At 62.4% G+C, this 23,600-nt stretch carries 18 protein-coding genes; 9 read left to right on the top strand and 9 right to left on the bottom strand.

Annotated elements, in window-relative coordinates; translation table 11 throughout:
- The first annotated feature begins 42 nt into the window (after window positions 1–42).
- From JWQ90_RS12455 to JWQ90_RS12425, 7 genes are all read left to right on the top strand, one after another.
- Entirely contained in the window at window positions 43–1,209 is a 1,167-nt protein-coding gene (locus JWQ90_RS12455) for a VOC family protein (RefSeq protein WP_299694276.1), read from the top strand.
- 21 nt (window positions 1,210–1,230) lie between these two features.
- A complete protein-coding gene (locus JWQ90_RS12450) occupies window positions 1,231–3,249 on the top strand; it encodes an acetoacetate--CoA ligase (RefSeq protein WP_366919505.1) in 2,019 nt (672 codons plus the stop codon).
- 347 nt (window positions 3,250–3,596) lie between these two features.
- Window positions 3,597–4,403: an SDR family oxidoreductase gene (locus tag JWQ90_RS12445; RefSeq protein WP_299694270.1), complete on the top strand. Its 807-nt coding sequence runs from the start codon at window positions 3,597–3,599 to the stop codon at window positions 4,401–4,403.
- Between the two features lie 466 nt (window positions 4,404–4,869).
- Complete coding sequence (locus JWQ90_RS12440) at window positions 4,870–7,047, top strand: molybdopterin-dependent oxidoreductase (RefSeq protein WP_299694267.1); 2,178 nt, start codon at window positions 4,870–4,872, stop codon at window positions 7,045–7,047.
- Window positions 7,048–7,242: 195 nt separating this feature from the next.
- Entirely contained in the window at window positions 7,243–8,091 is an 849-nt protein-coding gene (locus tag JWQ90_RS12435) for an SDR family NAD(P)-dependent oxidoreductase (protein WP_299694264.1), read from the top strand.
- A gap of 58 nt (window positions 8,092–8,149) precedes the next feature.
- Window positions 8,150–9,541: a cytochrome P450 gene (locus JWQ90_RS12430; protein ID WP_299694261.1), complete on the top strand. Its 1,392-nt coding sequence runs from the start codon at window positions 8,150–8,152 to the stop codon at window positions 9,539–9,541.
- Window positions 9,542–9,572: 31 nt separating this feature from the next.
- Window positions 9,573–10,142, top strand: coding sequence for a GFA family protein (locus tag JWQ90_RS12425; RefSeq protein WP_299694258.1), 570 nt, complete (start codon window positions 9,573–9,575; stop codon window positions 10,140–10,142).
- A gap of 149 nt (window positions 10,143–10,291) precedes the next feature.
- On the opposite strand, the gene JWQ90_RS12420 is transcribed toward JWQ90_RS12425, so the two are convergent.
- The 4 genes from JWQ90_RS12420 to JWQ90_RS12405 all read right to left on the bottom strand — a co-directional run bounded on the left by JWQ90_RS12420 (window position 10,292) and on the right by JWQ90_RS12405 (window position 15,402).
- The gene (locus JWQ90_RS12420) at window positions 10,292–11,101 is read right to left on the bottom strand and encodes an SDR family oxidoreductase (RefSeq protein WP_299694255.1); all 810 of its coding nucleotides are present in this window, start codon (window positions 11,099–11,101) and stop codon (window positions 10,292–10,294) included.
- Window positions 11,102–11,142: 41 nt separating this feature from the next.
- Window positions 11,143–11,952: an enoyl-CoA hydratase/isomerase family protein gene (locus JWQ90_RS12415; RefSeq protein ID WP_299694252.1), complete on the bottom strand. Its 810-nt coding sequence runs from the start codon at window positions 11,950–11,952 to the stop codon at window positions 11,143–11,145.
- 100 nt (window positions 11,953–12,052) lie between these two features.
- Window positions 12,053–14,470, bottom strand: coding sequence for an MMPL family transporter (locus tag JWQ90_RS12410; protein ID WP_299694249.1), 2,418 nt, complete (start codon window positions 14,468–14,470; stop codon window positions 12,053–12,055).
- A gap of 2 nt (window positions 14,471–14,472) precedes the next feature.
- Complete coding sequence (locus JWQ90_RS12405) at window positions 14,473–15,402, bottom strand: YCF48-related protein (protein ID WP_299694246.1); 930 nt, start codon at window positions 15,400–15,402, stop codon at window positions 14,473–14,475.
- Window positions 15,403–15,987: 585 nt separating this feature from the next.
- Between JWQ90_RS12405 and JWQ90_RS12400 the strand changes: the two genes are divergently transcribed.
- Window positions 15,988–17,646 carry a DUF1302 family protein gene (locus tag JWQ90_RS12400; protein WP_299694243.1) on the top strand — a complete coding sequence of 553 codons (1,659 nt, stop codon included), beginning with the start codon at window positions 15,988–15,990 and terminating at the stop codon, window positions 17,644–17,646.
- 16 nt (window positions 17,647–17,662) lie between these two features.
- On the top strand, window positions 17,663–19,033 hold the full coding sequence (locus tag JWQ90_RS12395) for a DUF1329 domain-containing protein (protein WP_299694240.1): 1,371 nt from the start codon (window positions 17,663–17,665) through the stop codon (window positions 19,031–19,033).
- A gap of 105 nt (window positions 19,034–19,138) precedes the next feature.
- Here JWQ90_RS12395 and JWQ90_RS12390 read toward each other — a convergent pair whose 3' ends face one another.
- Genes JWQ90_RS12390 through JWQ90_RS12370 form a run of 5 tightly spaced genes read right to left on the bottom strand, consistent with a single transcriptional unit; the run spans window position 19,139 to window position 23,284 of the window.
- Window positions 19,139–19,810, bottom strand: coding sequence for a nitroreductase (locus JWQ90_RS12390; protein WP_299694237.1), 672 nt, complete (start codon window positions 19,808–19,810; stop codon window positions 19,139–19,141).
- A gap of 36 nt (window positions 19,811–19,846) precedes the next feature.
- Window positions 19,847–20,623 (bottom strand): SDR family NAD(P)-dependent oxidoreductase, encoded by a 777-nt coding sequence (locus tag JWQ90_RS12385; protein ID WP_299694234.1) that lies wholly within the window; start codon window positions 20,621–20,623, stop codon window positions 19,847–19,849.
- A complete protein-coding gene (locus JWQ90_RS12380; RefSeq protein ID WP_299694230.1) occupies window positions 20,620–21,801 on the bottom strand; it encodes an acyl-CoA dehydrogenase family protein in 1,182 nt (393 codons plus the stop codon). Before JWQ90_RS12380 ends, JWQ90_RS12385 begins: the two co-directional genes overlap by 4 nt.
- A gap of 25 nt (window positions 21,802–21,826) precedes the next feature.
- Entirely contained in the window at window positions 21,827–22,918 is a 1,092-nt protein-coding gene (locus JWQ90_RS12375) for a phosphotransferase family protein (RefSeq protein WP_299694227.1), read from the bottom strand.
- Between the two features lie 39 nt (window positions 22,919–22,957).
- A complete protein-coding gene (locus JWQ90_RS12370) occupies window positions 22,958–23,284 on the bottom strand; it encodes an SDR family NAD(P)-dependent oxidoreductase (protein ID WP_299694224.1) in 327 nt (108 codons plus the stop codon).
- Between the last annotated feature and the right edge of the window lie 316 nt (window positions 23,285–23,600).

The raw sequence follows: 23,600 nt of genomic DNA, 5'->3' as shown, positions 1-23,600 counted from the left end.
GATCAGTACGTCGATCGGTATATCGAACCTACACGAGCCATTATGAAATCCGACATCCAATATCCGGGCAGCGAACACCGGTCCGCCGCCGCTGTCGCGGCCGCCGGCACGATCAGAATCGATCGGATGGAGGCAATCGTCAAAGCCGACGCCGTCGCCTACATCCTGTTCAACAAGAACGATCTTGAAAAGCAAAAGCAGTTCCTGGCCGATTTCGGCATGCATCTCGCTGCCCAGACTGCCGATACGGTCTACATGCGCGGCGTTGGCACGCTGCCGTATATCTACGCGGCTTACGATTTTCGGCAGCAGAAAAAAGCGCTAGGAAAAGCAGCGCGATCGGGGTACATCGGGATCGGTTTCAGCTTTAACAGCGAGTCGGATTTGACGGCACTGAGTCGAGCCACCGGCATGCCGATCGAGACGATCGATGGCCCCGGCGGCGGGCAGCGGGTGCGCCTGCACGATCCGGACGGATTCATCGCCGACGCGGTCTGGGGCCGTACGCCGGTAGAGCGCTTTCCAACTCAATCGACGCTGACGCCGATCAATACCCCATTCGAGAAGCCGCGGATCAACTGCACAGTGCGCCCTGTCTTGCAGCCGTCGCCGGTGGAACGCGTCGGCCACGCCGTGCTGTCGGTATCCAATTTCCGCAAGTCGCTCGACTGGTACATGACGCATTTCGGTTTGATACCGACCGACGTGCAATGCCTGGAGGATGGGACACCGGCCCTGAGTTTCAACCGCCTGGATCGCGGCAAGGAGCCGACCGACCACCACTCGTTGGTGCTGATGCAGAACGTCGCCGCGCAGTACATGCATAGCGCCTACGAAACCTTCGATCTCGACAGTGTTGGCCAAGGCCAGCAGTACCTGTCCGCAAAAGGCTGGAAGCATCACTGGGGAATCGGCCGCCACATTCTCGGTAGTCAAATCTTCGACTATTGGCTCGATCCGGAAGGCGAGGAGGTTGAGCATTACGCCGACGGTGACCTGTTCGACGCCGGCTATGAGACAGGCTACCACCCGCTGGACATGGGCGGTCTATGGGCCTGGGGCGACGACGTGCCCGACATGGCGCCGAAGATGACTCCGAAGCAGATCATCGCGATCGTCAAGGCGATCCGCAGCGGCAATCTCTCTGGCAAGACGCTCGGCATGATCAAGAAGGCGATGTCGACGCAGGCGCGGCCCTGGGTCAAGTAGGCGATGAGCATGGCAGACCAATTGGTCGTCGAAGGCGAGTTGCTGTGGACGCCCGATGTCGATTGGGTGCGCAATTCCAATCTGACTCAGCATCTGGCCTGGTTGAGAAATTGTCGCGGCAAAGATTTCGAGGATTACGATGCGCTGTGGCGCTGGTCGGTGCGCTCGCCTGAGGAATTCTGGGCAGCGCAGTGGGACTACTTCGACGTATTGTCCGACACGCCCTACCGGCAGGTTCTCGATCGATGCGTGATGCCCGGCGCGAAATGGTTCGAAGGCTCGCGCGTCAACTACGCCGAGCATCTGCTGCGGCATGAGTCGAAAGCTGGCGCAGATGAGATCGCGATTCAGCATCTGACCGAGACCAGGCCGCTCGCGCGGATGTCCTGGCACGAGTTGGGCCGGCAGGTCCGCATTGTGGCCACGCAGCTGCGGTCGATGGGCGTGAAGCCCGGCGACTGCGTCGTCTCCTATATGCCGAACGTGCCTGAGACCGCCATAGCGATGATGGCGACGGCGGCAATCGGAGCCGTGTGGTCGTCCGCGGCGCCGGAGTTTGGTGTCAAGACCGTAATCGAGCGCTTTTCCCAGATCGCGCCGAAAGTGCTGTTCGCCTGCGACGGCTATCGATTTGGCGGTCGCAGTTTTTCTCGCGAAATCGAGCTATGCCGTATCGTCGAGGCTCTGCCATCGCTGGAGTGCGTGATTTGGCTTCCATGCATGGAGCCCGGTGTTTCGCCGCCCGAACTGCCGCGGCTGATGACCTGGACGGCAGTGCTGGATCATCCCGATGTGCCACGCGAGCAATTCCGCTATGAGCGTGTCGCGCACGATCATCCGCTCTGGGTGCTATTTTCTTCAGGCACGACCGGGCTGCCCAAGGCGATCGTCCATTCTCACGTGGGCATGCTGATCGAGCATCTGAAGTTGCTGCACTTTCACATGAACCTCAAGCCCGGTAGCGTGATGCTGTTCTACAGCACCACCGGCTGGATGATGTGGAACGCGCTGATTGCCGCCTTGCTGACCGGCTCGGCTGTGGTGCTGTACGACGGCTCGCCGATGCATCCGGACCCCAGCTTTCTGTGGAAGCTGGCCGCCGATACCCGCGCCACCCACTTCGGCGCCAGCCCGACGTTCGTGCAGATCATGGAAAAGGCGGAGATCAAGCCCAGTGAGACGTTCGACCTGTCGGCGCTGCAGGGCGTGCTGGTTAGCGGAGCGCCCAGCACGCCGGAAACCTTTGCCTGGTTTTATCGAGCCGTGAAGCCGGATTTATGGGTGACTTCGCAATCCGGAGGGACCGAGATTTGTAGCGGCTTTGTCGGCGCGGTGCCGACCTTGCCGGTGTACGCCGGCGAGATCCAGACTCGCATGCTCGGCATGGATGTGCATGCCTGGAACGATCGCGGGCATGAAGTGATCGATGAAGTCGGCGAGCTGGTCGTGACTACGCCATTCCCGTCGATGCCGATCTATTTCTGGAACGATGTCGGCGGCAAGCGCTATCACGAGAGTTACTTCGACATTTTCAGCAATGAGAACGGAGCGGTCTGGCGGCACGGTGATTTCATCAAGCTCAACGCGCGTGGCGGCTGCTACATCTACGGCCGTTCGGACTCGACACTCAACCGTCATGGCGTGCGCATCGGCACGGCGGAGATCTACCGGGCGGTTGATCAACTACCGCAAATTGCCGATAGCCTGATCGTGTGCTGCGAACTGCCGGGCGGGCATTTCTTCATGCCGCTGTTCGTCAGACTCAAGCCGGATCATGCGTTCACTCCCGATCTGGTCAAGCAAATCGCCTCGAAGTTGCGTGAAGACTGCAGTCCGCGACACGTCCCGGATTTGATCTATGCGGTTGATGCGGTCCCGTACACCCTCACTGGAAAAAAGATGGAAATTCCAGTGCGGAAAATCCTCATGGGATGGCCCTCAGAAAAGGCCGCAAGTCGAGACGCGATGATGAATCCTGAATCGCTAGATTGGTTCATTAACTACGCCGCTGAAACAGACGACTACAAATGGCGCACGTAAGAATAATTGGCGATGTGGATCGTGAGGAGTGCCATTGAAAAATGCCGAGCGAAACTTAGAGAGGAATAGTGTGGGGGTGCCGTTGCAGTTTGCTGATTTTTGACCAATCTATTGACTTTTGATTGATGATATGGCTATGCGCTGGTAGTGGCATAAGCTGGATGTTCCGGCACCGGTGTCATGAGCGATCAATTGGTCTATCGATTCGGGTCATTGCCGGCCCGAACCACCGCTCATAAGGTCAATCGGCCCAAGCGCCGACAAGCGGTGATGGAGTGCGGCGGCGGGCGCAATCGGCCTAAAGAAGCCGGTTCGTTCTGAACACACCCGAATCCTGAGGAGCACCCATGTCGAACTTCGATTTAAGCGGCAAGACCGTCCTGATCACCGGCATCGCCAAGGGCATTGGCCGCCAGACCGCGCTGGAACTCTCGGCGTTGGGTGCGCAGGTGGTCGGCACCGACATCGACGTGAAGGGTGCCGAGGAAACCCAGGCGCTCCTGCGCGAGCAGAGCGGCAAGTCACTGGTGTTCGCGCAAGACGTGACGCAGGCCGCGGACTGGAAGCGCGTGATCGAGAGCATCGCCAAGGAATGCGGGCGGCTCGATGTGCTGATCAACAACGCCGGCATCATTCTCAACAAGCCATTCGTGATGACCTCGTTCGAGGACTACCAGCGCGTGCAGCGCATCAATGTCGACAGCGTCTGGCTCGGCTGCCAGGCCGCGCTGCCTCTACTGACGGAATCGGCCAAAACCAGCAAGGGCTCGTCGATCGTCAATCTGTCGTCGGTCTACGGCCAGGTGGCCGGGCCGATGCACGCGGCCTACTGTGCCTCCAAGGGCGCGGTGCGCATGCTGACCAAGGCGATGGCGGTGGAATTCGCCCGCATGAAGACCGGCATCCGCGTGAACTCGGTGCATCCCGGGCCGACCAATACCGACCTCGGTCGCAGCGGCCTCACCGACGCGGTAAAGATCGGCCTGATCCCCTCCTACGAAGCCGGCCTGGAGATGGTGCTGCGCCAATTCCCGATGGGCCGCATGGGCGAAGTCGACGACATCTCCTCGGTGATCGCCTTCCTCGCCTCGGACGCATCCAAGTTCATGACCGGCACGGAGCTGATCATCGACGGCGGCTTCACCGTGATCTGAGCTCTCATGCATCTCACCGAACTCGCCAGGACGCAGCCCGACAAGTGGTCCCGCCATCCTGCGCGACAGCGGCAAGGTCGTGATCTACGCCGACCTCGATGGGCCTTCCGAGCACTGCGCACAGGTGTTCCACTTACTCGCTGTGAAGGCCGGGCGTCACGCGGTGCTGTAAACGTCTACTCGCATGAGGTCGCGCCCGACGTTGCGGTGTTCGGCGAGGTGGTTACGGCGACGGTGCAGCAGCGTGATCCGTCGCGGGCTGGTCTCGAGTGGGAGCGCGAGCTGATCGCCCACGGCCGCGAATGCCTGTCGCATGTGAAATGTCCGCGTTCCATCGACTTCGATGCCCAGTTGCCGCGCTCGGACAACAGCAAGCTTTGCAAGAAGCAGGTCCCCGCGTATGTCACCTCAAGAGCTGATCACGCGCGTCGATCCCTGTGCCGGATAACACGTTGAGGAGTCGCCCATGAGCACTACGCATCTGTCCTATTGCCGCAATTGCGCCGCGAACTGCGGAATGAAGGTAGAGGTGGAGGATAACCGCATCCTGAGCGTTGCTCCGGAGCGCGAGCATGCGATATCTGCGGGCTACCTGTGCATCAAGGGGCACATGAATGCCGATCTGCACAACGGTCAGGAGAATCGCCTGACACAGTGCTTGCAGCGCAACGGCGACGGCAGTTTCGAACCGGCCGCCAAGGAAGCCATGCTCGACACGCTCGCGGAGCGCTTGCGCGGGATACTCGATCGACATGGTCCACGCGCGCTGGGTCTTTTTTTTGGAACCGGCTCGTATATGGATCCCATCGCGCGGCCCACGGCCAAGAGCTTCGTCTCGGCGATGGGCTCACCGAATGTGTTTTCGACGATGACCATCGATCAGTCATCCAAGTGGGTGACCATGCAACGCATGGGCATATTTGCGAGCGGCCGTCCTGCGCTTGAGGACACCGATGTGGTGCTGCTGGCGGGCAACAACACGATCGTTTCCCACGAGGCTTACCCCTTCACGCCGGTTCCCAACAGCAACCAGGCGGCGCACATCCGCGCCGCCAAGGCGCGCGGTACCCGGTTCATCGTCATCGATCCGCGGCGAACGGAGACGGCACGCTTTGCCGATCTATTCATTCAGCCGTTGCCTGGGCACGACGCCGCTATCTTTGCCTGCCTGATCAATCTCATGATCGAGCGGGGCTATGAAGATCAGAGTTTCTGCAATCGCTACGTCAGCCATCTCGACGAACTGCGCGCTGCCGTGCGCGATTTCACCCCGGCCTTGGTCGCGGCTCGTGCCCGCATTCCGGAGGAGCAGCTGGTGGCAGCGGCGGAAATGTACGGACGTGCCCGCAGACCATCCGCCGGCTGCGGTACCGGCGTCTGTATGTCGGATTTTTCCAATTTGGCTGAACACCTCTGCGAGACACTCAACGCCCTGCGTGGTGGCTACCTGCGAGCAGGCGACGTCGTCCCGAATCCGGGGATATTTGTACCCAAGCTGCCGCGCGAGATGGTTATTCCGCCGATGCGTTGCTGGGAGTCGGGACCACGCAGCCGCAACGGGCAGTATGGCCAGATCTACGGTGAATTCCCTACATCGATCCTGCCCAGCGAAATCCTCGAAAGCGGTCCGGATCAGATCAGGGCGCTTATTGTCTTCGGTGGCAATCCGGTCATGGCCTTGGGCGATCCCGAGCGCACGCTTGCAGCCTTAAAGAGCCTGGAGTTGCTGGTCGTACTGGACCCGCGCATGACCGAAACAGCCAAGCTTGCGCACTACGTGGTTCCGCCGCCGCTGCCGTTCGAGAAATCCGACCTCACCGCCTTCAATGACATGGTGTTCTTCAAGCCCTTTGCCCAGTACACGCCGGCGATCCTGTCCGCGCCCGAAGGCGTCATGGAGGAGAGTTACTTCTTCTGGGGCCTGGCCAAGCGGCTCGGAGTACAACTGACTTTCAAGAACGCGATCTTCGGAATGGACTATTCCGCGATACCCGGCGGCATCAAGCTTGACGAGCAGACGCCGCCCTCGCGCGAGGGACTGCTGGCCTGGCTGTGCCAGCAGACGCCCGTATCGCTCGACGAGCTGAAGACGCATCCGCGTGGTTTCGAGCCCAAGCTTCCAACCATGATCCTGGAGCCGCCGGCCGCCGAAGATACGGCGCGGCTGGACCTGTGTCCGGCAGATGTTGCAGGTGAAATCAGCGATTGCCTGGCCGTCGCTGCACAGTCGGCCAAGTCCTATCGGCTCAGTTCGCGACGCCTGGTAGAAAGCTTCAATGGCATGTTTCGTCTGAACGAACGCAATCTTGGCCGCAAGGTGCCCAACTACCTTTATGTGAATCCAGAGGACATGTCGCGTGAAGATCTCGGCGAGGGTGATGCCGTCGAGATTATCGGCGACCGTGGCCAAATCGTCGGCTATGTGCGTTCTGACTCGACGATGCGTCCGGGCGTGGTGTCGATGGCTCACTGCTGGGGTGCGCTCGATCCGGCGGCCGATCCTTTCGGCAGGCTGGGCGGGCATACCAGCCGCCTCGTATCGCTCGACGACGATCTGCAGACCATCAACCGCATGCCGCGTCAGTCCGGCATTCCGGTGGACCTTCGAAAAATGCCGGGCCTACCGGAATGGGCAGATCAATGAAGACGAACTCGTGCTGCGGCAACGATGCAAACGCGAGATACGCACGATCGAATGGAGCTTCACGCGCTAAAAGCCCATCGGAAGTTGGGACGACACGTTGTTGCCTGGAAAGTGTTGATCTGCAAGCCAGACGTTCCGCCCTGGGCATCCGGGAGATGCGCGGCAAGGTCGTGATCGCCGTGCGGGAGCACTGAGGTGCCGTCCTCCAAGCTGAAGGGTGTCACGGCGCTGGTGACGGGTGCGGGACGGCTGCGCGGCATTGGCAGGGCCATCGCCCTGCGGCTGGCGGACGACGGCGCCGACGTGGTTATATCGGCCATCGCACGCAAGGAGCAAGACTTTCCCGAGCATGAGCGTGCCTGCGGTTGGCGCGGTATCGCGGCCCTGGCGGATGAGATTCGCAGCCTCGGCCGCCGAGCGCTCGCGGTAGATTGCGACGTGACTCAGCCCGAGCAAGTGCGGGCCCTGTACGAGCAGGCTGAGCATGAGTTCGGCGTGATCGGCGCCATTGTCAACAATGCCGGCATCTCGGGACCGGCCGGCGCGACCGCCATCGTCGATCTCGAAGATGAGCTGTGGCAGCGCACGCTCGACGTCAATCTCAACGGGGTCTATCACGTCTCCAAACGCGGCGCGCAGGGCTTGCTCAAGGCCGGCCGTCCCGGCGCCATCGTCAATCTCTCTTCGCTGGCGGGGCGCATGGGCATGGCGTACTACGGCGCCAACTGCGCGAGCAAGTTCGCGGTGATCGGCTTGACCCAGCAGATGGCGCAGGAACTGGCGCGCCATCAAATCCGCGTGAACTGCATCTGCCCCGGTTCGGTGGATACCGGCATGATGGACGGCACCTTCTCGCGTGCCGCCGATCGCAGCGGCAAGTTCAACGCAGCCGAGGTCAAGCAGATGGTTGCGCGGGGTGTGCCGATGCGGCGCCAAGGTCTCCCAGAAGAACAGGCCGCAGTGGTGTCCTTCCTGCTATCGCCGGAGGCGTCTTACATCACCGGGCAGACCCTCAACGTCGATGGTGGCGTGCGAATGGATTGATGCCCGCCCGGGTAACAGCCGAATTCAAGACTTCCATTTTTTCAGCGAGGAGAGTTCCATGACAGACATTACCGATGGGCTGCCGCTGCAGCTGACAAAAGTGCCGGGCCCGCGCGGTCTGCCCCTGGTCGGCGTGGCTTTCGATTTCATTCGCGACCCACTGCGTTACATGGAGCGAATGCTCCGGCAATACGGGCGCATCTACCGCGTGTCGCTGGGGCAGACCAGCCTGGTGCTGCTGCACGACGCCGATCTGGTGGAGAAGGTGCTGCGTCTGGATTTTGCGAGTTACGGGATGTCGCGGCAGCAGGAGGCCCTGCTCGGCCCGTTGCTGGGGCATTCGATGCCGGTGGTCACCGATCATGCTTACTGGGAACAGCTGCATTCCATGATGCTGCCGATGTTCTCGCCGAAGATGTTGCAGGGTTATCTGGTGCAGACCGTTGCAGCGGTGCAGGAAGAGGTCGACCACCTGGCGGAGTTGCAGCACGACGGCAAGACGGTGGAGATGTACGACTTCGTGCGTGCCGGCGTGTTCGGTGCACTGATGCGCACGCTGTTCGTGCGCGGGCTCGAACACAGCGAGATTCCACAGTTGCTGGACTGGTTCAGCCGAACGGACACCTACATCAACGCGCTCGTTCTCTCGGGCGGATCGTCCTTGGTGAAGCTGCTGCCCAAGGTGCGCGATGGAGCGCGTTGCCTCAAGCGCATCGACGAGCGCGTTTATCGGCTCATCGCCGAACGCAAGGCGCATCGCGTCGATGAGCCAGAAGACATGCTCGATGTGCTGCTCGCGGCCGTGAAGAAAGATGGCAGCCCGCTGAGCGACGTGGAGCTGCGTGACAACGTGGTGGCACTGCTGTTCGGTGGTCAGGAAACCACGCCCACGATCGCCACCTGGGCCTTCGGTCTGCTCGCGGCGAATCCCGACAAGCGCCGCATCATGCTCGACGAGATCGACCGCGTGCTGCAGGGCCGCGTGCCGACCTGGGCGGATCTCGCCAAACTGGAATACACCGAAATGGTGCTGGACGAGGCCTTGCGTCTGTATCCGCCGTTTCTCTTCATTGGACGCGAAGCGTTGGTGGATACGAGCCTGGAGGGCTACGAGATCAGCAAGGGCACTTCGCTGGGCTTCGTCGCATGGACCGTGCACCGCGATCCGCGGCTCTGGCCTGACCCGGAACGCTTCGAGCCCGAGCGGCATTCCAAAGAGCAGAAGCGTTCGCGTGCCAAATGCGCCTTCTTGTCTTTCGGCCATGGCCAGCGCCGCTGTGTCGGCGAACGCGTCGGACGCATGGAGGGCCTGCTGATGCTGTCGATGATTTCGCAGCGCTTCCTGCTCGATCACGCGAACGGCAAGCTGCCCGAACCGCGGGTGCAGATGGCGATCAAGCCCGCCGGCGGTATGCACATGCGGATCACGCCCCGCGTGCCACAACAATAGATAAAACAGCCGCGGCTGCCGCATTGCGTCGATGTCATACATGGCCTGGGGCAGCATCCGCTGCTTTGGCGAAGCTGTCCGATGGCTCCTATTCGGTCAGATAGCCGTTGCTGATTTCGCAGGAAATTCCAGGCACAAGCTTGAGCCCTTTTCTTCACCTGTCGGAGTAGTTCCCATGGACACACAGGAAGCACCGGTTTCACGCAGCGGACAATGCCTCTGCGGTGGCGTGCGCTACCAGTTGGAAGCAGAGCCGCTGAGCTTCATGTTCTGCCACTGCCGCGATTGCCAAACGGTTTCCGGTGGTGGACCGGCCGCCATAGTCATGCTGCCCAAGCCGGCGTTCCGCCTGCTTCAGGGAACGCTCAAGACTTACAGCAAGCGGTCCGATCGCGGCAACATGGCGCATCGCCGGTTCTGCGCTGAATGCGGCTCGCAAATCCTGAGCGAGCTCGACGCGCGTCCGCGGTTCGTCTTCATCAAGGCCGGTACGCTGGACGACCCGGCCAGCCTGACGCCTCGGGCCAATCTCTGGATCCGTTCGGCCCAGCCCTGGAGCGCCATGGACCGCACGCTCAAGCAGTTCGAAACCGAACCCTGATCGAGCTAACGCCAGGTTGCCCAGGTGCCCAGAAGAACCGCCAGGAATTTTTTAAAAGAGTTGTTGGGCGCGACAGTGACAGGACGTGGTCTCGGGTCAGCAGCGGTAGCTGCTTGGGAACGTATGCCGGGGTGAACCCAATACGATGTTCAGCGGGCGGGAATCGTCAGCGCGTCGGCCGAGGCATCACCGATGACAGAGCCGCCGTCGCAATCGATGATGGCTCCTGTGATGTATTTCGCATTGTCGCTACTCAGGAAAACTGCAAGGTCGGCGATATCGCGTTTGGTTCCGTAATCGCGAAGCGCAATCTTGGACTTGAGTGCCTTCGTTGCCTCCGCTGTCGGCGCCAGTCGTGCCATGCCTTCGGTATCGCTGATCGGGCCCGGCGCGATCGCGTTGACGCGCACGCCGGCCGGGCCCCATTCCATGGCCAGCGTCTGGGTCAGGTTGTTGATGCCGGCCTTGGCGGCGCCGGCATGCGCCTGGAACATGGTCGGGCGTATCGCCTGGCCCGCCGTGATCGAGATCACGCAGGCGCCGGGCTTGCGAATGTGTGCGTAGCTGGCTCGCAGCACGTTGAAGCTGCCCAGCAGATCGATGTCGATGACGGTCTTGAAGGCGTTGGCCGACATGCCGACCACGGGCGCCAGGAAATTGCCGGCGGCGCCGGAGATGATCACGTCGATTTCGCCGTAGGCGTCGCGCACCTGCCGGATCGCGGCTTCTACCGCATCGTAGCTACGCACATCGGCGGCGATGCCCATAGCCTGTCCACCCGCCTCCTTGATCGAGGCTACGGCCGCCGACACACGATCCTGCTTGCGGCTGATCAGGCCAATGGTGGCGCCCAGCCCAGCGAAACGCTGTGCAATGCCGAGATTGATTCCACTGGAGCCACCGGCGACGAAAACCACTTTGCCGCGGCAGGCATCTTCCTTGTAAATGTCCACGATCATTCTCCTGTTGATGTCCGGCTTTGCAGTTTCCTGCAGATGGATCAGCTGTCCTGGTAAACCGGCGGCCGCTTGGCGATGAAGGCGTCGATCGCTTCGCGCAGATCGTCGCTTTGTCCGCACAGGCATTGCTGGCGGTCTTCCATCGCGATCACGGATTCAAGGCTGCCGGCATCCACGGACTGGTTGAGTCCTTCCTTGGTCAGCCGCAGGCCCAGTGGCGCTGTCGCCAGCATGTCGTCGACATAGCCTTGAGTGGCCCGTTCCAGCTCCTTGTCCGGCACCACTTCCGAGACCAGGCCGCTGCGCAGCGCACGCGCCGCATCGATGAAACGGCCCGTGAGCATCAGCTCCGAGGCCAGTGAAACGCCGACCAGGCGCGGCAGAAAATAGGACACGCCGATATCGCAGGCCGAAAGACCAATGCGGATGAAGGCCGCGTTCATGCGAGCGCTTTCTCCGGCGATGCGGATGTCCGATGCCAACGCCAGGGCGAAACCGCCACCGCAGGCCGCACCCTGGATCAGGCTGACGATGGGCTGCGGCGCACGCCGCATGCGCATCACGATCTCGCTGATGCTACGCTGTTTGCGCAGCGCTTCGGCGGGGCTCGGCTTCACGGTCGAGCCGGCCTCCTTGAGATCGAGCCCGGCGCAGAAGGCCTTGCCGGCGCCACGCAGTACCACGATGCGCACCGCGTGATCGAAGTACAGTCGCTGAAAGTAGTCCAGCAATTCGCTGGTGAGTTCGGCGTCCAGCGCGTTGAGCTGCTGCGGCCGGTTCAACGTTACCCAATCGACCGCACCACGCGATTCGACCAGCAGACAACGGTACCGGGAGACTTCGTTTGACATGTACGACCGAGATGCCTGGTAGCGCTGGTTCGAGGCGATTGTGTCGATGTCATTCGCCCCGAACAATGCCGGCCCGTGACACCGAGGTTGACCGGTGCGATCAGCTGACCGCGCCAACCGCCGCGGTCGATCTTGTCGGAAGAAGAAAGTGGGACAGCGCGGGAATCAGGATCAGCGCACCCAGCATGTTCCAGAGGAACATGAAGGCCAGCAGCAGCCCGGTGTCGGCTTGAAACTTGATCGGCGACCAGGCCCAGGTCGCTACGCCGGAAGCCAGCGTGATGCCGACCAGCGCAACCACCTTGCCGGTAAAACGCAGTGCATGCTGGTAGGCCGGTGCCAATGCCACACCCTGCCGCTGTATCGCAAGTTGCACACTCAGCAGGTACAAGGCGTAGTCGACACCGATGCCCACACCGAGCGCGATCACCGGCAACGTCGCCACTTTGACGCCTATGCCCAGTGCGACCATGAGTGCCTCGCATAGCACGGTCGTGACGAGCAGCGGCACGATCGCGACGACGACGGCGCGCCAGCTTCTGAAGGTGATGAAGCACAACAGCACGATGGCGCCATAGACGTAGACCAGCATCTGTCGGTTGGCACGCTCGACCACGATGTTGGTCGCGGCTTCGATGCCGGCACTGCCGGCTGCGAGCATGAATTTGAGATTGGCGGTGTCGTGCGCCTTGGCGAAAGCGCGGACCGTTTCGACGACGCCCTTGAGCGTCTCCGCCTTGTGGTCCTGCAGGTAGGCCACAACCGGAAACACCGAGCAGTCGGCGTTCATCAGGTCGGTTGTGAGCGCCGCTTCGGCGGCGATCGCCGGGTTGATCAGGTTCGGATCGTTGCTGATGGTGAACCACTTGGGGCTGCCCTCGAATCCACCCGAGGTATAGAGACGCACGCGATCGGCCAATGAGGCGACGGCCTGCACACCGGGCGTCTGCCGCAGCAGCCATCCCAGGCGATCGGTCTCGACCATCGTCGGATACTGCGTGCAGCCGTCGGCATCGGTCTTCACGATCACGGCGAGTACGTCGCTCGACAGGCCGTAGTGCTCGTTGATGTAGCGGTTATCGCGGTTGTAGCGCGAGTCCTGCCGGAGTTCCGGCGCACCCGAATCGAGGTCGCCGATCTTGAGCTTCTGGCTCACGACAAAGCCGAGGACCGTGATCACGGCGGTGATGACGAGTGCTGCCGTGGCCCAGCGCCGCTCCGTGAAACGACCAAGGAATGCGAGCAAACGACCGCTGAAATCGCCGACGGTTTTACCGCTATCGGCACGCAGAGCGCGGTGTGCCGCCTTGGGTGCGACACCGACGAACGACAGCAGTACCGGCAGCAGCAGCAGGTTGGTCACCACCAGCCCGGCGACGCCGATGCTCGCCGCGATCGCGAGATTGCGAATGACCGGTATGTCGATCACGGCCAGCACGCCGAAGCCCACGGCGTCTGCCGCGAGCGCGGTGAGGCCGGCGAGAAACAGGCGGCGGAAAGTGTATCGCGCGGCCACGTAGCGATGCGTGCCGCGACCGATGTCCTGCATGATCCCGTTCATTTTCTGCGCGCCATGCGAGACGCCGATGGCGAACACCAGGAACGGCACCAGGATCGAGTAGGGATCCAGTTCGAGGCCCAGAAGGTTTAGGCTGCCAAGTTGCCAGACCACGGCCACCAGCGAGCACAGCATCACCAGCGCGGTGCTGCGCGGGCAACGTGTGTAGCAGTAGATGATGCCGGCCGCGATCAGCGCTGCGATGGCGAAGAAGGCCATCACCTTGCGCAGGCCGGCGATCAGATCGCCTACGAGCTTGGCGAAGCCGACGATGTGGATCTTGACCGTGCCGTCGGCTTCGAACTTGCCGCGGATGTCGCGCTCGACCCTCGCCGAGAAGTCGCCGTAGGAAAGAGGCCTGCCGGTTTCGGGATCCACGTCCAGCAGCGGCAGCACGATCATGCTCGATTTGAGATCGCTTGCGACCAGCGCGCCGATGATGCCGGAGCGGCCCACGTTTATCCTGAGCTTCTGCACGGAATCATCCGAGCCGTCGTAGTCGGGTGGCATGACCGGGCCGCCGCTGAAGCCGTCCTCGGTGACCTCCGTCCACTGCACCAGCGGTGTCCACAGCGATTTCATCCACGCGCGATCCACGCCGCGCGTCAGGAACAGTGCGTCGTTGATCTCCGACAGCCGCTGAAGATACTTCGCGTCGAACACATCTCCACGAGGGTTCTCCACCACGATGCGCAAGGTATTGCCGAGCCCCTTGAGTTCGGACTTGTTGGCGAGATAGTTCTTGATGAAGGGATGCGACAGCGGAATCATTCGCTCGAAACTGGCGTTGATCTGCAGACGGGTCGTCTGCCAGCCCAGCAGCGCCGTCAGTGCGAGGCAGATCGCAACGACCCAGAGCCGGTAGTTGAAGATCAGACGCTCGAGCGTGTTACCGGACCTGCGATCGAAGTCGGCCGGGTTCTCCACGACCGGCATCTTGGTGCTGTCCATGCTGGCCATAGCTAACGAACTCCTGCGGGTAGCGCGTGCAGGCGCAGCCCGGCCATGCCTGCCAGCACGATCTGGTTGCCGGTGATGACGAGGGATGCATACGGCAAGGGCAATACACCTTCGAGATTCTGGAACTGCGCGGTATCCGGACTCTCGATGAGCACCTGCCCGGTCTGGCTCACCAGGATCGCGCGGCCGTCCTCGAGATTGCTGCCGCCGACGAGGCCGGCCTGCACCTTGGTCCGCTCCGCTTCCCAGGTCTGGCCGCGATCACGGCTGCGATAGGCATTGCCGCGCATCCCGAAGATCGTGAGCACGCCGGTCTTGTTGAGCGCGATGCCGAAGAAGGTTCCGCGGTAGGGCGACGGCAGCGCCTTGAATCGGCCATCGGCCGGGTCGAGTCGCAGTACGAGCCCGCGTTCACCGGCGATGTAGAGGTCGTGCGCGTCGCCGCGGATGGAGTACAGATGGAGCTTATCGGGGTTGTCGATCTGCGCGCTCGCGTACGCCCAATGCTCGCCACCATCATCGGTTCTCAGCAGCAGGTTGAACGCCCCGATGGCATAGCCTGTTCGTGCATCCTGGAACCACACGTCCATCAGCGGCAGCGTCGGCAGGGACTCGGCGAGCCAGGCCTGGTCAGCGTCGCCTTCCGTCGATGCGGCTTGCGGAGCCGGAGTTGATGCGAGAAACAGATCCTTGATCTGTTTTCCGGAGAGCTGGCGCTTCCAGCTGCGACCGCCGTCGACCGAATGCAGGATGACGCCCTGATGGCCCACGGCCCAGCCCAGCTCGGGCGTCGGGAACGTCACGGCCACCAGGTCGACACTCACCGGCGAGCGAGACTGCTGCCAGTTGCGGCCATCATCCGGCGAATACAGGATGACGCCGCGAAGCCCGACTGCGACCAGATGATCGCCGGCTCCGGCGATGCCGACCATTGGGCTCGCCGGACCCAGTGTACTGACCGCGGCGGGGGTGTCGACCGGAGGCTCAAAGCTCAAGGCCGCCGATGACACCAGAAACGAGATCAAAGCAGACAAAATCCTCGCTGTCGGCCAGCGCTGCAAACAAATCATCTAGCGATCTCCTCCGGCGCGTAGGCGGAGCAGGAACTCGCGCAACGGGCAGGCAATGCGTTGGCTTCGAATGGTTCCCTCGTGGAGGGCCGGGCTCTTCGACGTGGAACCCGATTGTAGGCATGGCCGGTGTTTCGGCAATGGCGCAAGCGGACAGATGGATTGACTTGACCTAACAGGAAGGTCGACGCGCGTGGCGTCGAATCGCCACCAGTGTTTCCACAGGCGATGCGGACGCGAAATACGTTGTCACAGTGGAGCGTTCGTGTGGTGGTTGGTTGCTGGCTACTGCAGTCAATCGAATTGTCGTGAGCCGTCCTTGATGGCCATCATGGCTTCTGTGAACTTCACCCTGAGATTTCTTTGCAGGCGCAGAAATCCATTCGCACGGCTACGGCCGGCGGAACTATTCGAATGTGAGACCGCGATGAATGAGGGGGAGAAATGATGAACAAGGTGATGTTCCGGGCGGGGCAGTCCGCCTGGCAGGGTATGTTGTCGGCAACGCTGTTGCTGGCTTATGCGGGAACGACGCAGGCGCTGCCACTGGATCTGGGCGTGCCCGATACCGAAGTGCGCTTCGACAACGACGTTCGCTACAACACAGGCATTCGTGTGCAGAGCCGCAACGATCGCGTCTCGCACAACGTGGGTTTCGACGAATCCGATTACAGCTTCGGCCCCGGCGATCTGGTCACCAACCGCTTCGATCTGCTCTCGCAGCTCGACGTGGTCTACAAGCACGATACCGGTGTGCGGCTGTCGGGCTCCGCCTGGTATGACTTCGCTTACGCAGGCAAGGATGTGGAGACCGCGCCGGGCAACGAGCCGGTGACCGGGCTTCCGTATTCGTCGCTGGGTGCCTATCCGAACAACAAGTTCACCTCGCCGACGAGCCGCTACTACAAGGGTCCGTCGGGCGAGTTGCTGGATGCCTTTGCATTCACCAAGCTGCAGCTGGGACCGGTGCCGGTGAACGTGAAGGTTGGGCAGTTCGCAACCTACTGGGGCGAGGCGCTGTTTTCGGACGGTGTGGCTTATGCCCAATCGCCCACCGACGGACGCAAGGCACTGTCGGTGCCCGGCACGCAGGCCAAGGAATTGTTCCTGCCCGTGAGTCAGGTCACTGCGCAGGCTCAGATCGCCGATGACTTGTCGTTGGGCCTGCAGTATATGCTCGACTGGAAGCCGGGCCGTGCACCGGAAGGTGGAACGTATCTGGGCGTGGGCGACTTCCTGTTCCAGGGTCCGACGCGTCTGACCATACCGCTGGCAACGGGCTTCGCGGCCTTCGTGCCTCGCGCCGACTCAGTCGATGCCGACAATCACGGCAGCTACGGTGTCAATCTGCGCTGGAGCCCGGCATGGCTCGGCGGCACGATGGGTGTCTATTACCGTCAGTTCGACGACGTGAATCCCTGGGTTCTCGGCGGCGCGCCCGATCCCACCACGATGCTGCCCTCGAACTATCATCTGACCTACGCCGAGAACGAACGTCTGTACGGTTTCAGCGTTGCCCGCAACCTGTCCGGTGTGAGCGTGGCGTTCGAGACGACCTATCGCCGCAACGCGGCATTGAACACGGTCGGACTGGCGCCGCTTGCGGAGGGCGCGCGTGGTGATCTGTACAACGCGCTGATCAATGCCATCGCTTACTCCAGCTCGAACGCGATCTGGGATTCTGCGGTGACCTCGGTCGAACTGGCGGCGACGCACTACGCCAAGATTCGCAGCAACGAGAGCGTCTTCAACGCGGAGGGTGAGGCCTGCACCGGCGGCGAGAATGTCGGATGCTCGACCAAGAACGCCGCAGCATTCTTTCTGTCGTTCAGCCCCACTTGGTATCAGCCGATCGCGGGTGCCGATATCTCGCTGCCGGTGGTGTTCACGGTCGGCCTGGCGGGCAACAGCGCGGATGTGGCGACGTCGATGCACAAGGGCTCGGGAACTTACAGCTTCGGCGTCGCGGCCGACGTGCTCTACAAGTACAACGTGAATATCGCTTACAACGGCTATTTCTCGCATGTCAACGACGACGGCACCACCAACGGTGCGCCGCTGGTGGATCGCGGCTGGTTGTCGCTCACGCTGAAAGCCTCATTCTAACTATTGGAGAATCGATATGAAGGCAAAGCAATTCCTGACCGTCACAGCTCTGACCGTCTTCGGCACGCTGTCGATCGCCCATGCCGCGGTGTCGCCGGAAGAAGCCAAGCAGCTCGGCAGCACGCTCACCTGGTTCGGCGCCGAGGCCGGGGCCAGCGCCGACGGCAGCATCCCCGCCTATACGGGAGGCCTGACCACGCCGCCGCCCGGGCTGAAGAAGGGGTCCAGTGACTATCCCGACCCGTATGCCGACGAGAAGCCGCTGTACACGGTCACGCCGGCGAACATGGCGCAATACGCGGACAAGCTGACGGAGGGCCAGAAGACCCTGCTAAAGAAGTACGCGGACTACCGGCTCGACATCTATCCCACGCATCGCACCTTCGCCGCGCCCAAATCCGTCCAGGACTACACGCTGAAGAATGCGACGCACTGCGGCACCACCGACGGCGGCATATCGGCCGACTTCAAGACCTGCTTCGGCGGCATTCCGTACCCGATTCCGAAGACCGGTTACGAGGCGATCTGGAACTACCTGATGCGTCCGCAGCCGGCGGCGCGCCGTGTGCGCACCACGGCCTATGTCAGCAACGGCGGGCGGGCGACGCTGGCCGGTGATTCCACGACGCAGATGGAGCTTCCGTACTACGACCCCAACAAGACCCAGTTGGACTCGACGATCTATTTCCGGGCGAAGTTGAACACGATGGGTCCGCCGCGCTCGGCAGGAGAACAGCTGCTGCAGAAGATTCACGTCAACCCGATGGTAGAACCCCAGCAGGTCTGGCAATACTTGCCGGGCCAGCGCCGCGTGCGCCAGGCACCGGAACTGAGTTTCGATACGCCCTCGCCGCAGTCCGGCGGCCTGATCAACATGGATCAGAACGAGGTGTTCCAGGGCTCGCCGGAGCGCTACGACATGAAGCTGGTCGGCCGCAAGGAGATGTTCATTCCGGCCAACAACTACAAGTTCATGAAGGACGCCCAGCATTGCGCGGCGGCCAACCTGGTCCACGACAAGTTCCTCAACCCCGAATGCGTGCGTTGGGAGCTGCGGCGCGTCGTGATCGTCGACGCCACCCTCAAAGCCGGCAAGCGGCACAGCGTTCCGCACCGCGTGTTCTACCTCGCCGAAGATGGCTACACCAACGCCATGTCGGACGACTACGATGCATCCGGCGCGCTCTATCGCGCGGTCTACAACTTCTTCTTCATGTTCTCCGAAGTGCCGATCCCGGTGGCCGGACCCTACGTGTCCTACGATTTCAGCAAGGGTAGCTACGTGGCCGTTGGCACGGTCGCCGACTCGCCGGACTTCGGCCTGGTGGAGCCCTTGCAGGAACGCGACTGGAGTTCGGACGCACTCGCCGGCAGTGGAATCCGCTAGGGCCGCATGACTGACGGAGAGGGCCTCGCGAAGCGATTCGCGGGGCCCTTCTGTTTTGTACCAGCGCCGACTCGGAGCACCGAATGTCTTGGCATGCAGGCGGTGCTAGAAGCCGTGGAACTCCGCGAACTGATCGAGCGACAGGCGGCGTGTCTGCAGGCGATTGGCCGCGGCTTCGTTGTCGGCATAGCCGATGGCCATTCCGCAGAACAGCATGAGTTCGGGCGGCACCTGCAGCGCCGACGCGATCGTCCGGTTGTAGAGCGACCAGCATTCCTGTGCGCAGCTGTCCAGGCCCTTGCCGCGCAGCACCAGCATCAGGGTCTGCAGGTACATGCCGAGGTCCGACCACTGCGGCCTGCCCATGCGGCGGTCGACGAAGCAGAACAGCCCCACGGGGGCGCCGAAGAAATCGAAGTTGCGTTCGAACCATTTCTTGCGACCGGCCTTGTCCTCGCGTGCAATGCCGAGAAGATCGTAAAGACTCTCGCCGATGGCGAAGCGTTCCGTGCGATGCGGCTCCCACAATGCGGGCGGATAGATTTCGTAGTCGCCGGGCTCGCCGTCCGGCTGTTCGGTGAGGCGCGTGGCCACGCGTGCGCGGATGTCGGCCAGCGCGTCGCCTGTGACCGCAACGATGCGCCAGGGCTGCAGGTTGCCGCCGGACGCGGCCCTCGCCGCGAGTTCGATCGAGTCGCGCAGCAGGTTTTCGGCGACCCGCGTGTCGAGAAACGCCCGGACACTGCGCCGTGAGCGGATGGCTTCGTCGATATGCATGTCAGTCCCCGGTTGATTGCGGTCGTTGCGGCTGCATCAGAGTGAACTGCAGAGATGGCCGCCGTCGACCACGATCTCGCTACCGGTCATGTAGGCGCCGGCCTGCGAAGCCAGCAGCAGCAGGGGACCGTCGAGATCGGCGTATTCGCCGAAGCGCTGTACCGGTATGCGGCCGCGCATTCTCTGGCCGGCCTCGCCGGCCAGGAAGTCGCTGTTCATGTCGGTGGAGAAATAGCCGGGCGCGATACTGTTGACCCGGATGTCGTAGCGCGCGAGTTCCAGCGCAAGCGCCTGCGTCAGCTGACGCAGGCCCGCCTTCGAGGCGCTGTACAAGCTCGCGCCGGCCGCAACCCGGTTGGCGAAGATCGACGTCACGTTGACGATGCTGCCTGGACGCCGGTCCCGAACCATCCGCCGCGCCGATTCCTGCGCCACGATCCAGGCGCCTCTGAGGTTCGTGCCGACGATGCCGGTCCAGTCCTCGTCGGTATATTCGAGCGGCCGCTTGGAGTAAGTGAGGCCGGCGTTGTTGACCACGATATCCAGGCTGCCGAGTTGCTCCATCACCGAGTCGAGCGCGGACGAGACGGCGCCGCGCTCGGTGACATCCATCGACACGGCGATCGCACGGCCGCCGCCCGCGACGATCTGGTCGACCACGTCGCTCAACTTGTCGGCGCGACGGGCCGCGACAGCGACAACGGCGCCCGCGCCGGCCAAGGTCATCGCGAAATGGCGCCCCAGCCCGCCCGAGGCGCCGGTGACTGCCGCGACTTTGCCCGCGAGGTCGAAAGGCGAGGTTGATGGGATCACGCCTTCTTCTCCTCGCGCTGCGGCTTGCCGAGGATCTTGCGAGCGATGCTCCAGCGATGGACCTCGCTGGGGCCGTCGTAGATCCGGAAAGCGCGAATGTCCTGGAAGATACGCATCACGATCGTTTCCGACGTGACGCCCTGGCCACCGAGGATTTGCACGCAGCGATCGACCACGCGCCAGACGGCCTCCGATACGGCGACCTTGGTCATGCTCGATTCGATGTTGCCTGTTCCGCCCTGATCGAGCACCCAGGCGGTATGCAGAATCTGCAGGCGGGCAGCGTGCAGATCGATCTCGTTGTCCGCCAGCATGAATCCCACGCCCTCGTGCTCGCCCAAGGTCTTGCCGAAGGCCTGGCGCTTGCGCGCGTACGCCAGCGCGACGTCGTGCGCGCGCCGGGCCTGCCCGAGCCAGCGCATGCAGTGGGTCAGGCGCGCCGGCGCAAGACGGATCTGCGCGTACTGAAAGCCTCGGCCGATTTCTCCGAGCACGTCCTGCGCCGGCACGCGCAGCCCGTCGAAACTGATCACCCCGTGGCCGCCGGTAAAACAGGAGTCCAGCGAATCCATCAGCCGTTCGAGCTTGACGCCCGGCTGATTCATGTCGGCCAGGAACATCGAGGCGGAGCCGTCTTCCATCTTCGCCATGATGATCGAGAACGCCGCGCCTTCGGCGCCGGTGATGAACCACTTGCTGCCGCTGATCAGGAAATCGTTGCCGTCGCGAACCGCGCGCGTCTGCATCATCGATGGATCGGAGCCGGCTCCCGGTGCGGGCTCGGTCATCGAAAAGCATGAGCGGATCTGTCCGGCCACCAAGGGCTTGAGCCAGCGTTGCTTCTGTGCGGCGGTGGCGGCCAGCTCCATCAGATGGATGTTGCCTTCGTCCGGCGCGTGGATGTTCATCGCGACCGGCCCCAGCGGCGAATAGCCCGCCTCCTCGAAGACTGCCGCCTTCTCGACGTGCGACAGCCCGAGCCCGCCGAGCTCCGGTGACGCGTGGGGCGTCAGAAGTCCTACGGCGCGCGCGCGTGCGACCAGATCCGTTCGCAGCGCCTCGCTGGGTCCGTGACGGCCATGTCTTGGGTCCTGCTCGAACGGAATGATGTCTTCGGCAATGAAGCGCCGGGTCCGGTCGCGGAGTTCCTGAAGCTTGGGAGACAGCGAGAAATCCATGAATGACCTGTGTTAGAAAATCGTTTTAGAAGACCCGATCGGCGGCGATGTCCTGTGCAAATGCCAGCAGGCTCTCACCGAGTTGGCCGAATGACGCGTAGCGCCGCTCCTTGGTGTCTCCCGAACGCCAGCGCGCATGCAATTGCAGGAAGATCACCGCGGTCTTGAACTGGGCGAGAACGCGGAAGAAGCGAAAGTCGGAAAGATCGCGCCCGGTCGCTGCCGCGTAAGCCTGCGCCGCTTCCAGCCGCGTCGGAAATCCGGGTTGGGCAGTCGGCATCTGCTGCAGCTGTTGCATCGCTTCGGGATCCCCGGCCTCACTCCAGTAGCTCAGCAGCGTGGCCAGGTCGAAAAGGCCGTCGCCGCGCGTGCCCTGGTCCCAGTCGATCAGCGCCACTGGCTCCAAGGTGTGCGGATCCAGCAGCAGATTATCGAGCTTGAAGTCGTTGTGCAGCAGAACGCTTGGACCATCGGGCACACCATTGGCGCGCATCCAGCCCGAAAGCTCGACGATTAAGGTGAGCATGCGCGGGCTGGCCCAGCCTGCAACGGCCTGCGTGGCGCGTTTTATCCAGCCTTCGACCGCACGCCCCAGAAAGCCCGACGGCCGTCCGAGTTGGTCCAGGCCGACCGCCGCGGGGTCAAGGCGATGCAAGCGGCTCAGCACCTCGATCATCGTTGCTCCAAGCCGGCAACCGACTTCTGCGCTGCCGTCGTACTGCAACGGCAAATGGTCACGGATGGACAGGCCGTTGCGGAATTCGGTGATCTGGAACGGCGCGCCGATAACGGCCGCGTCCATGCAAAGATGAAGCGAGCGCGGGGCGAGAGGGAAGCGCTCCCATAGCCGCGACAGGATCTTCGATTCGCGGCCCATGTCATAGGCCCCCGGCGGCAGTATGCCCAACGGGGGGCGCCGCAGCACCGCTTCGGCATCGTCGATGCGAACCAGGAAATTGAGATTGGCAAAGCCGCCCGCGAACTGCCTTGGCTCCTGTCTGCGATCCAGCGACATTCCCAGCGCGTCCAGATACTCCGCTAGCCGCGCCCAATCCTGTTGAACGGTCTCGGCCTGGCTACGCAGTTGCGGCCCCTGGTTGCTCGGCGCGGTTTGCATCGGGCTAGACCCGTCCGGTAACCGGTATCAGTGCACCGGTCACGGCCTGCGCCTTGTCGGATAGCAAGAACAAAATGACGTCGGCGAGTTGTTCAACGGCGACCCAGCGGCTGAAGTCGACGCCGCCCCATGGATGCCGCCCAGATCGCTTGCAATGCGGTCGACGATGCTCGTGGCGGACGCGCTGCTGCCGATATCCGCGAGCGGATAGAGTCGGGCACCTTGCAGCACGCCCAGCGATGGTGGTTCGGAGGACTGGTCGACCGCGGCCACCCGTGCGCCGGCCAGCATGGCCGCCTGCACGACAGCTTTCCCAAGGCTCCCGAACGCTCCCGTAACCACAATGGTTTTGCCGCTCAGTGACATGACGCTCCCGTTGTCGACGACCGGCATTTCAATAGGCCGGACGATTAAAAATCCATCCCATGATCCGCGCGGGATAGTCGATCGTCCATTGCTTCAGCGCACATTGCGATGATCGTTTTGTTACTTCTCCATCGCGGGTTGTCGGGCATCTGCACGGGTGTCGGTCGTGGTCGATCCGTTTGTCAGATCCGAGCATTGACCAATCGAAAATCGGCCTCTGGAAAAGCCTGCGGCTGAAATTTGGTCAGGCGAAATGTCAGTTTTTATCAATCGCCTTGAGCGCACCAATCATTGCGACGACGGTCGAGGAGTGGAC

It is taken from the genome of Hydrocarboniphaga sp., assembly GCF_028291725.1.
Lineage (GTDB): Bacteria > Pseudomonadota > Gammaproteobacteria > Nevskiales > Nevskiaceae > Hydrocarboniphaga.
This window is presented reverse-complemented; position numbering and strand designations above follow the sequence as displayed.

Excerpts from the sequence above, each read along its gene's own strand:
- JWQ90_RS12380 (WP_299694230.1), bottom strand. The coding sequence starts at position 21,801 with ATGGATTTCTCGCTGTCTCCCAAGCTTCAGGAACTCCGCGACCGGACC.
- JWQ90_RS12405 (WP_299694246.1), bottom strand. The coding sequence starts at position 15,402 with ATGGTCGGCATCGCCGGAGCCGGCGATCATCTGGTCGCAGTCGGGCTT.
- JWQ90_RS12420 (WP_299694255.1), bottom strand. The coding sequence starts at position 11,101 with ATGATCGTGGACATTTACAAGGAAGATGCCTGCCGCGGCAAAGTGGTT.
- JWQ90_RS12395 (WP_299694240.1), top strand. The coding sequence starts at position 17,663 with ATGAAGGCAAAGCAATTCCTGACCGTCACAGCTCTGACCGTCTTCGGC.
- JWQ90_RS12455 (WP_299694276.1), top strand. The coding sequence starts at position 43 with ATGAAATCCGACATCCAATATCCGGGCAGCGAACACCGGTCCGCCGCC.
- JWQ90_RS12445 (WP_299694270.1), top strand. The coding sequence starts at position 3,597 with ATGTCGAACTTCGATTTAAGCGGCAAGACCGTCCTGATCACCGGCATC.
- JWQ90_RS12415 (WP_299694252.1), bottom strand. The coding sequence starts at position 11,952 with ATGTCAAACGAAGTCTCCCGGTACCGTTGTCTGCTGGTCGAATCGCGT.
- JWQ90_RS12375 (WP_299694227.1), bottom strand. The coding sequence starts at position 22,918 with ATGCAAACCGCGCCGAGCAACCAGGGGCCGCAACTGCGTAGCCAGGCC.
- JWQ90_RS12390 (WP_299694237.1), bottom strand. The coding sequence starts at position 19,810 with ATGCATATCGACGAAGCCATCCGCTCACGGCGCAGTGTCCGGGCGTTT.
- JWQ90_RS12400 (WP_299694243.1), top strand. The coding sequence starts at position 15,988 with ATGAACAAGGTGATGTTCCGGGCGGGGCAGTCCGCCTGGCAGGGTATG.
- JWQ90_RS12425 (WP_299694258.1), top strand. The coding sequence starts at position 9,573 with ATGTCATACATGGCCTGGGGCAGCATCCGCTGCTTTGGCGAAGCTGTC.
- JWQ90_RS12440 (WP_299694267.1), top strand. The coding sequence starts at position 4,870 with ATGAGCACTACGCATCTGTCCTATTGCCGCAATTGCGCCGCGAACTGC.
- JWQ90_RS12370 (WP_299694224.1), bottom strand. The coding sequence starts at position 23,284 with ATGTCACTGAGCGGCAAAACCATTGTGGTTACGGGAGCGTTCGGGAGC.
- JWQ90_RS12430 (WP_299694261.1), top strand. The coding sequence starts at position 8,150 with ATGACAGACATTACCGATGGGCTGCCGCTGCAGCTGACAAAAGTGCCG.
- JWQ90_RS12410 (WP_299694249.1), bottom strand. The coding sequence starts at position 14,470 with ATGGCCAGCATGGACAGCACCAAGATGCCGGTCGTGGAGAACCCGGCC.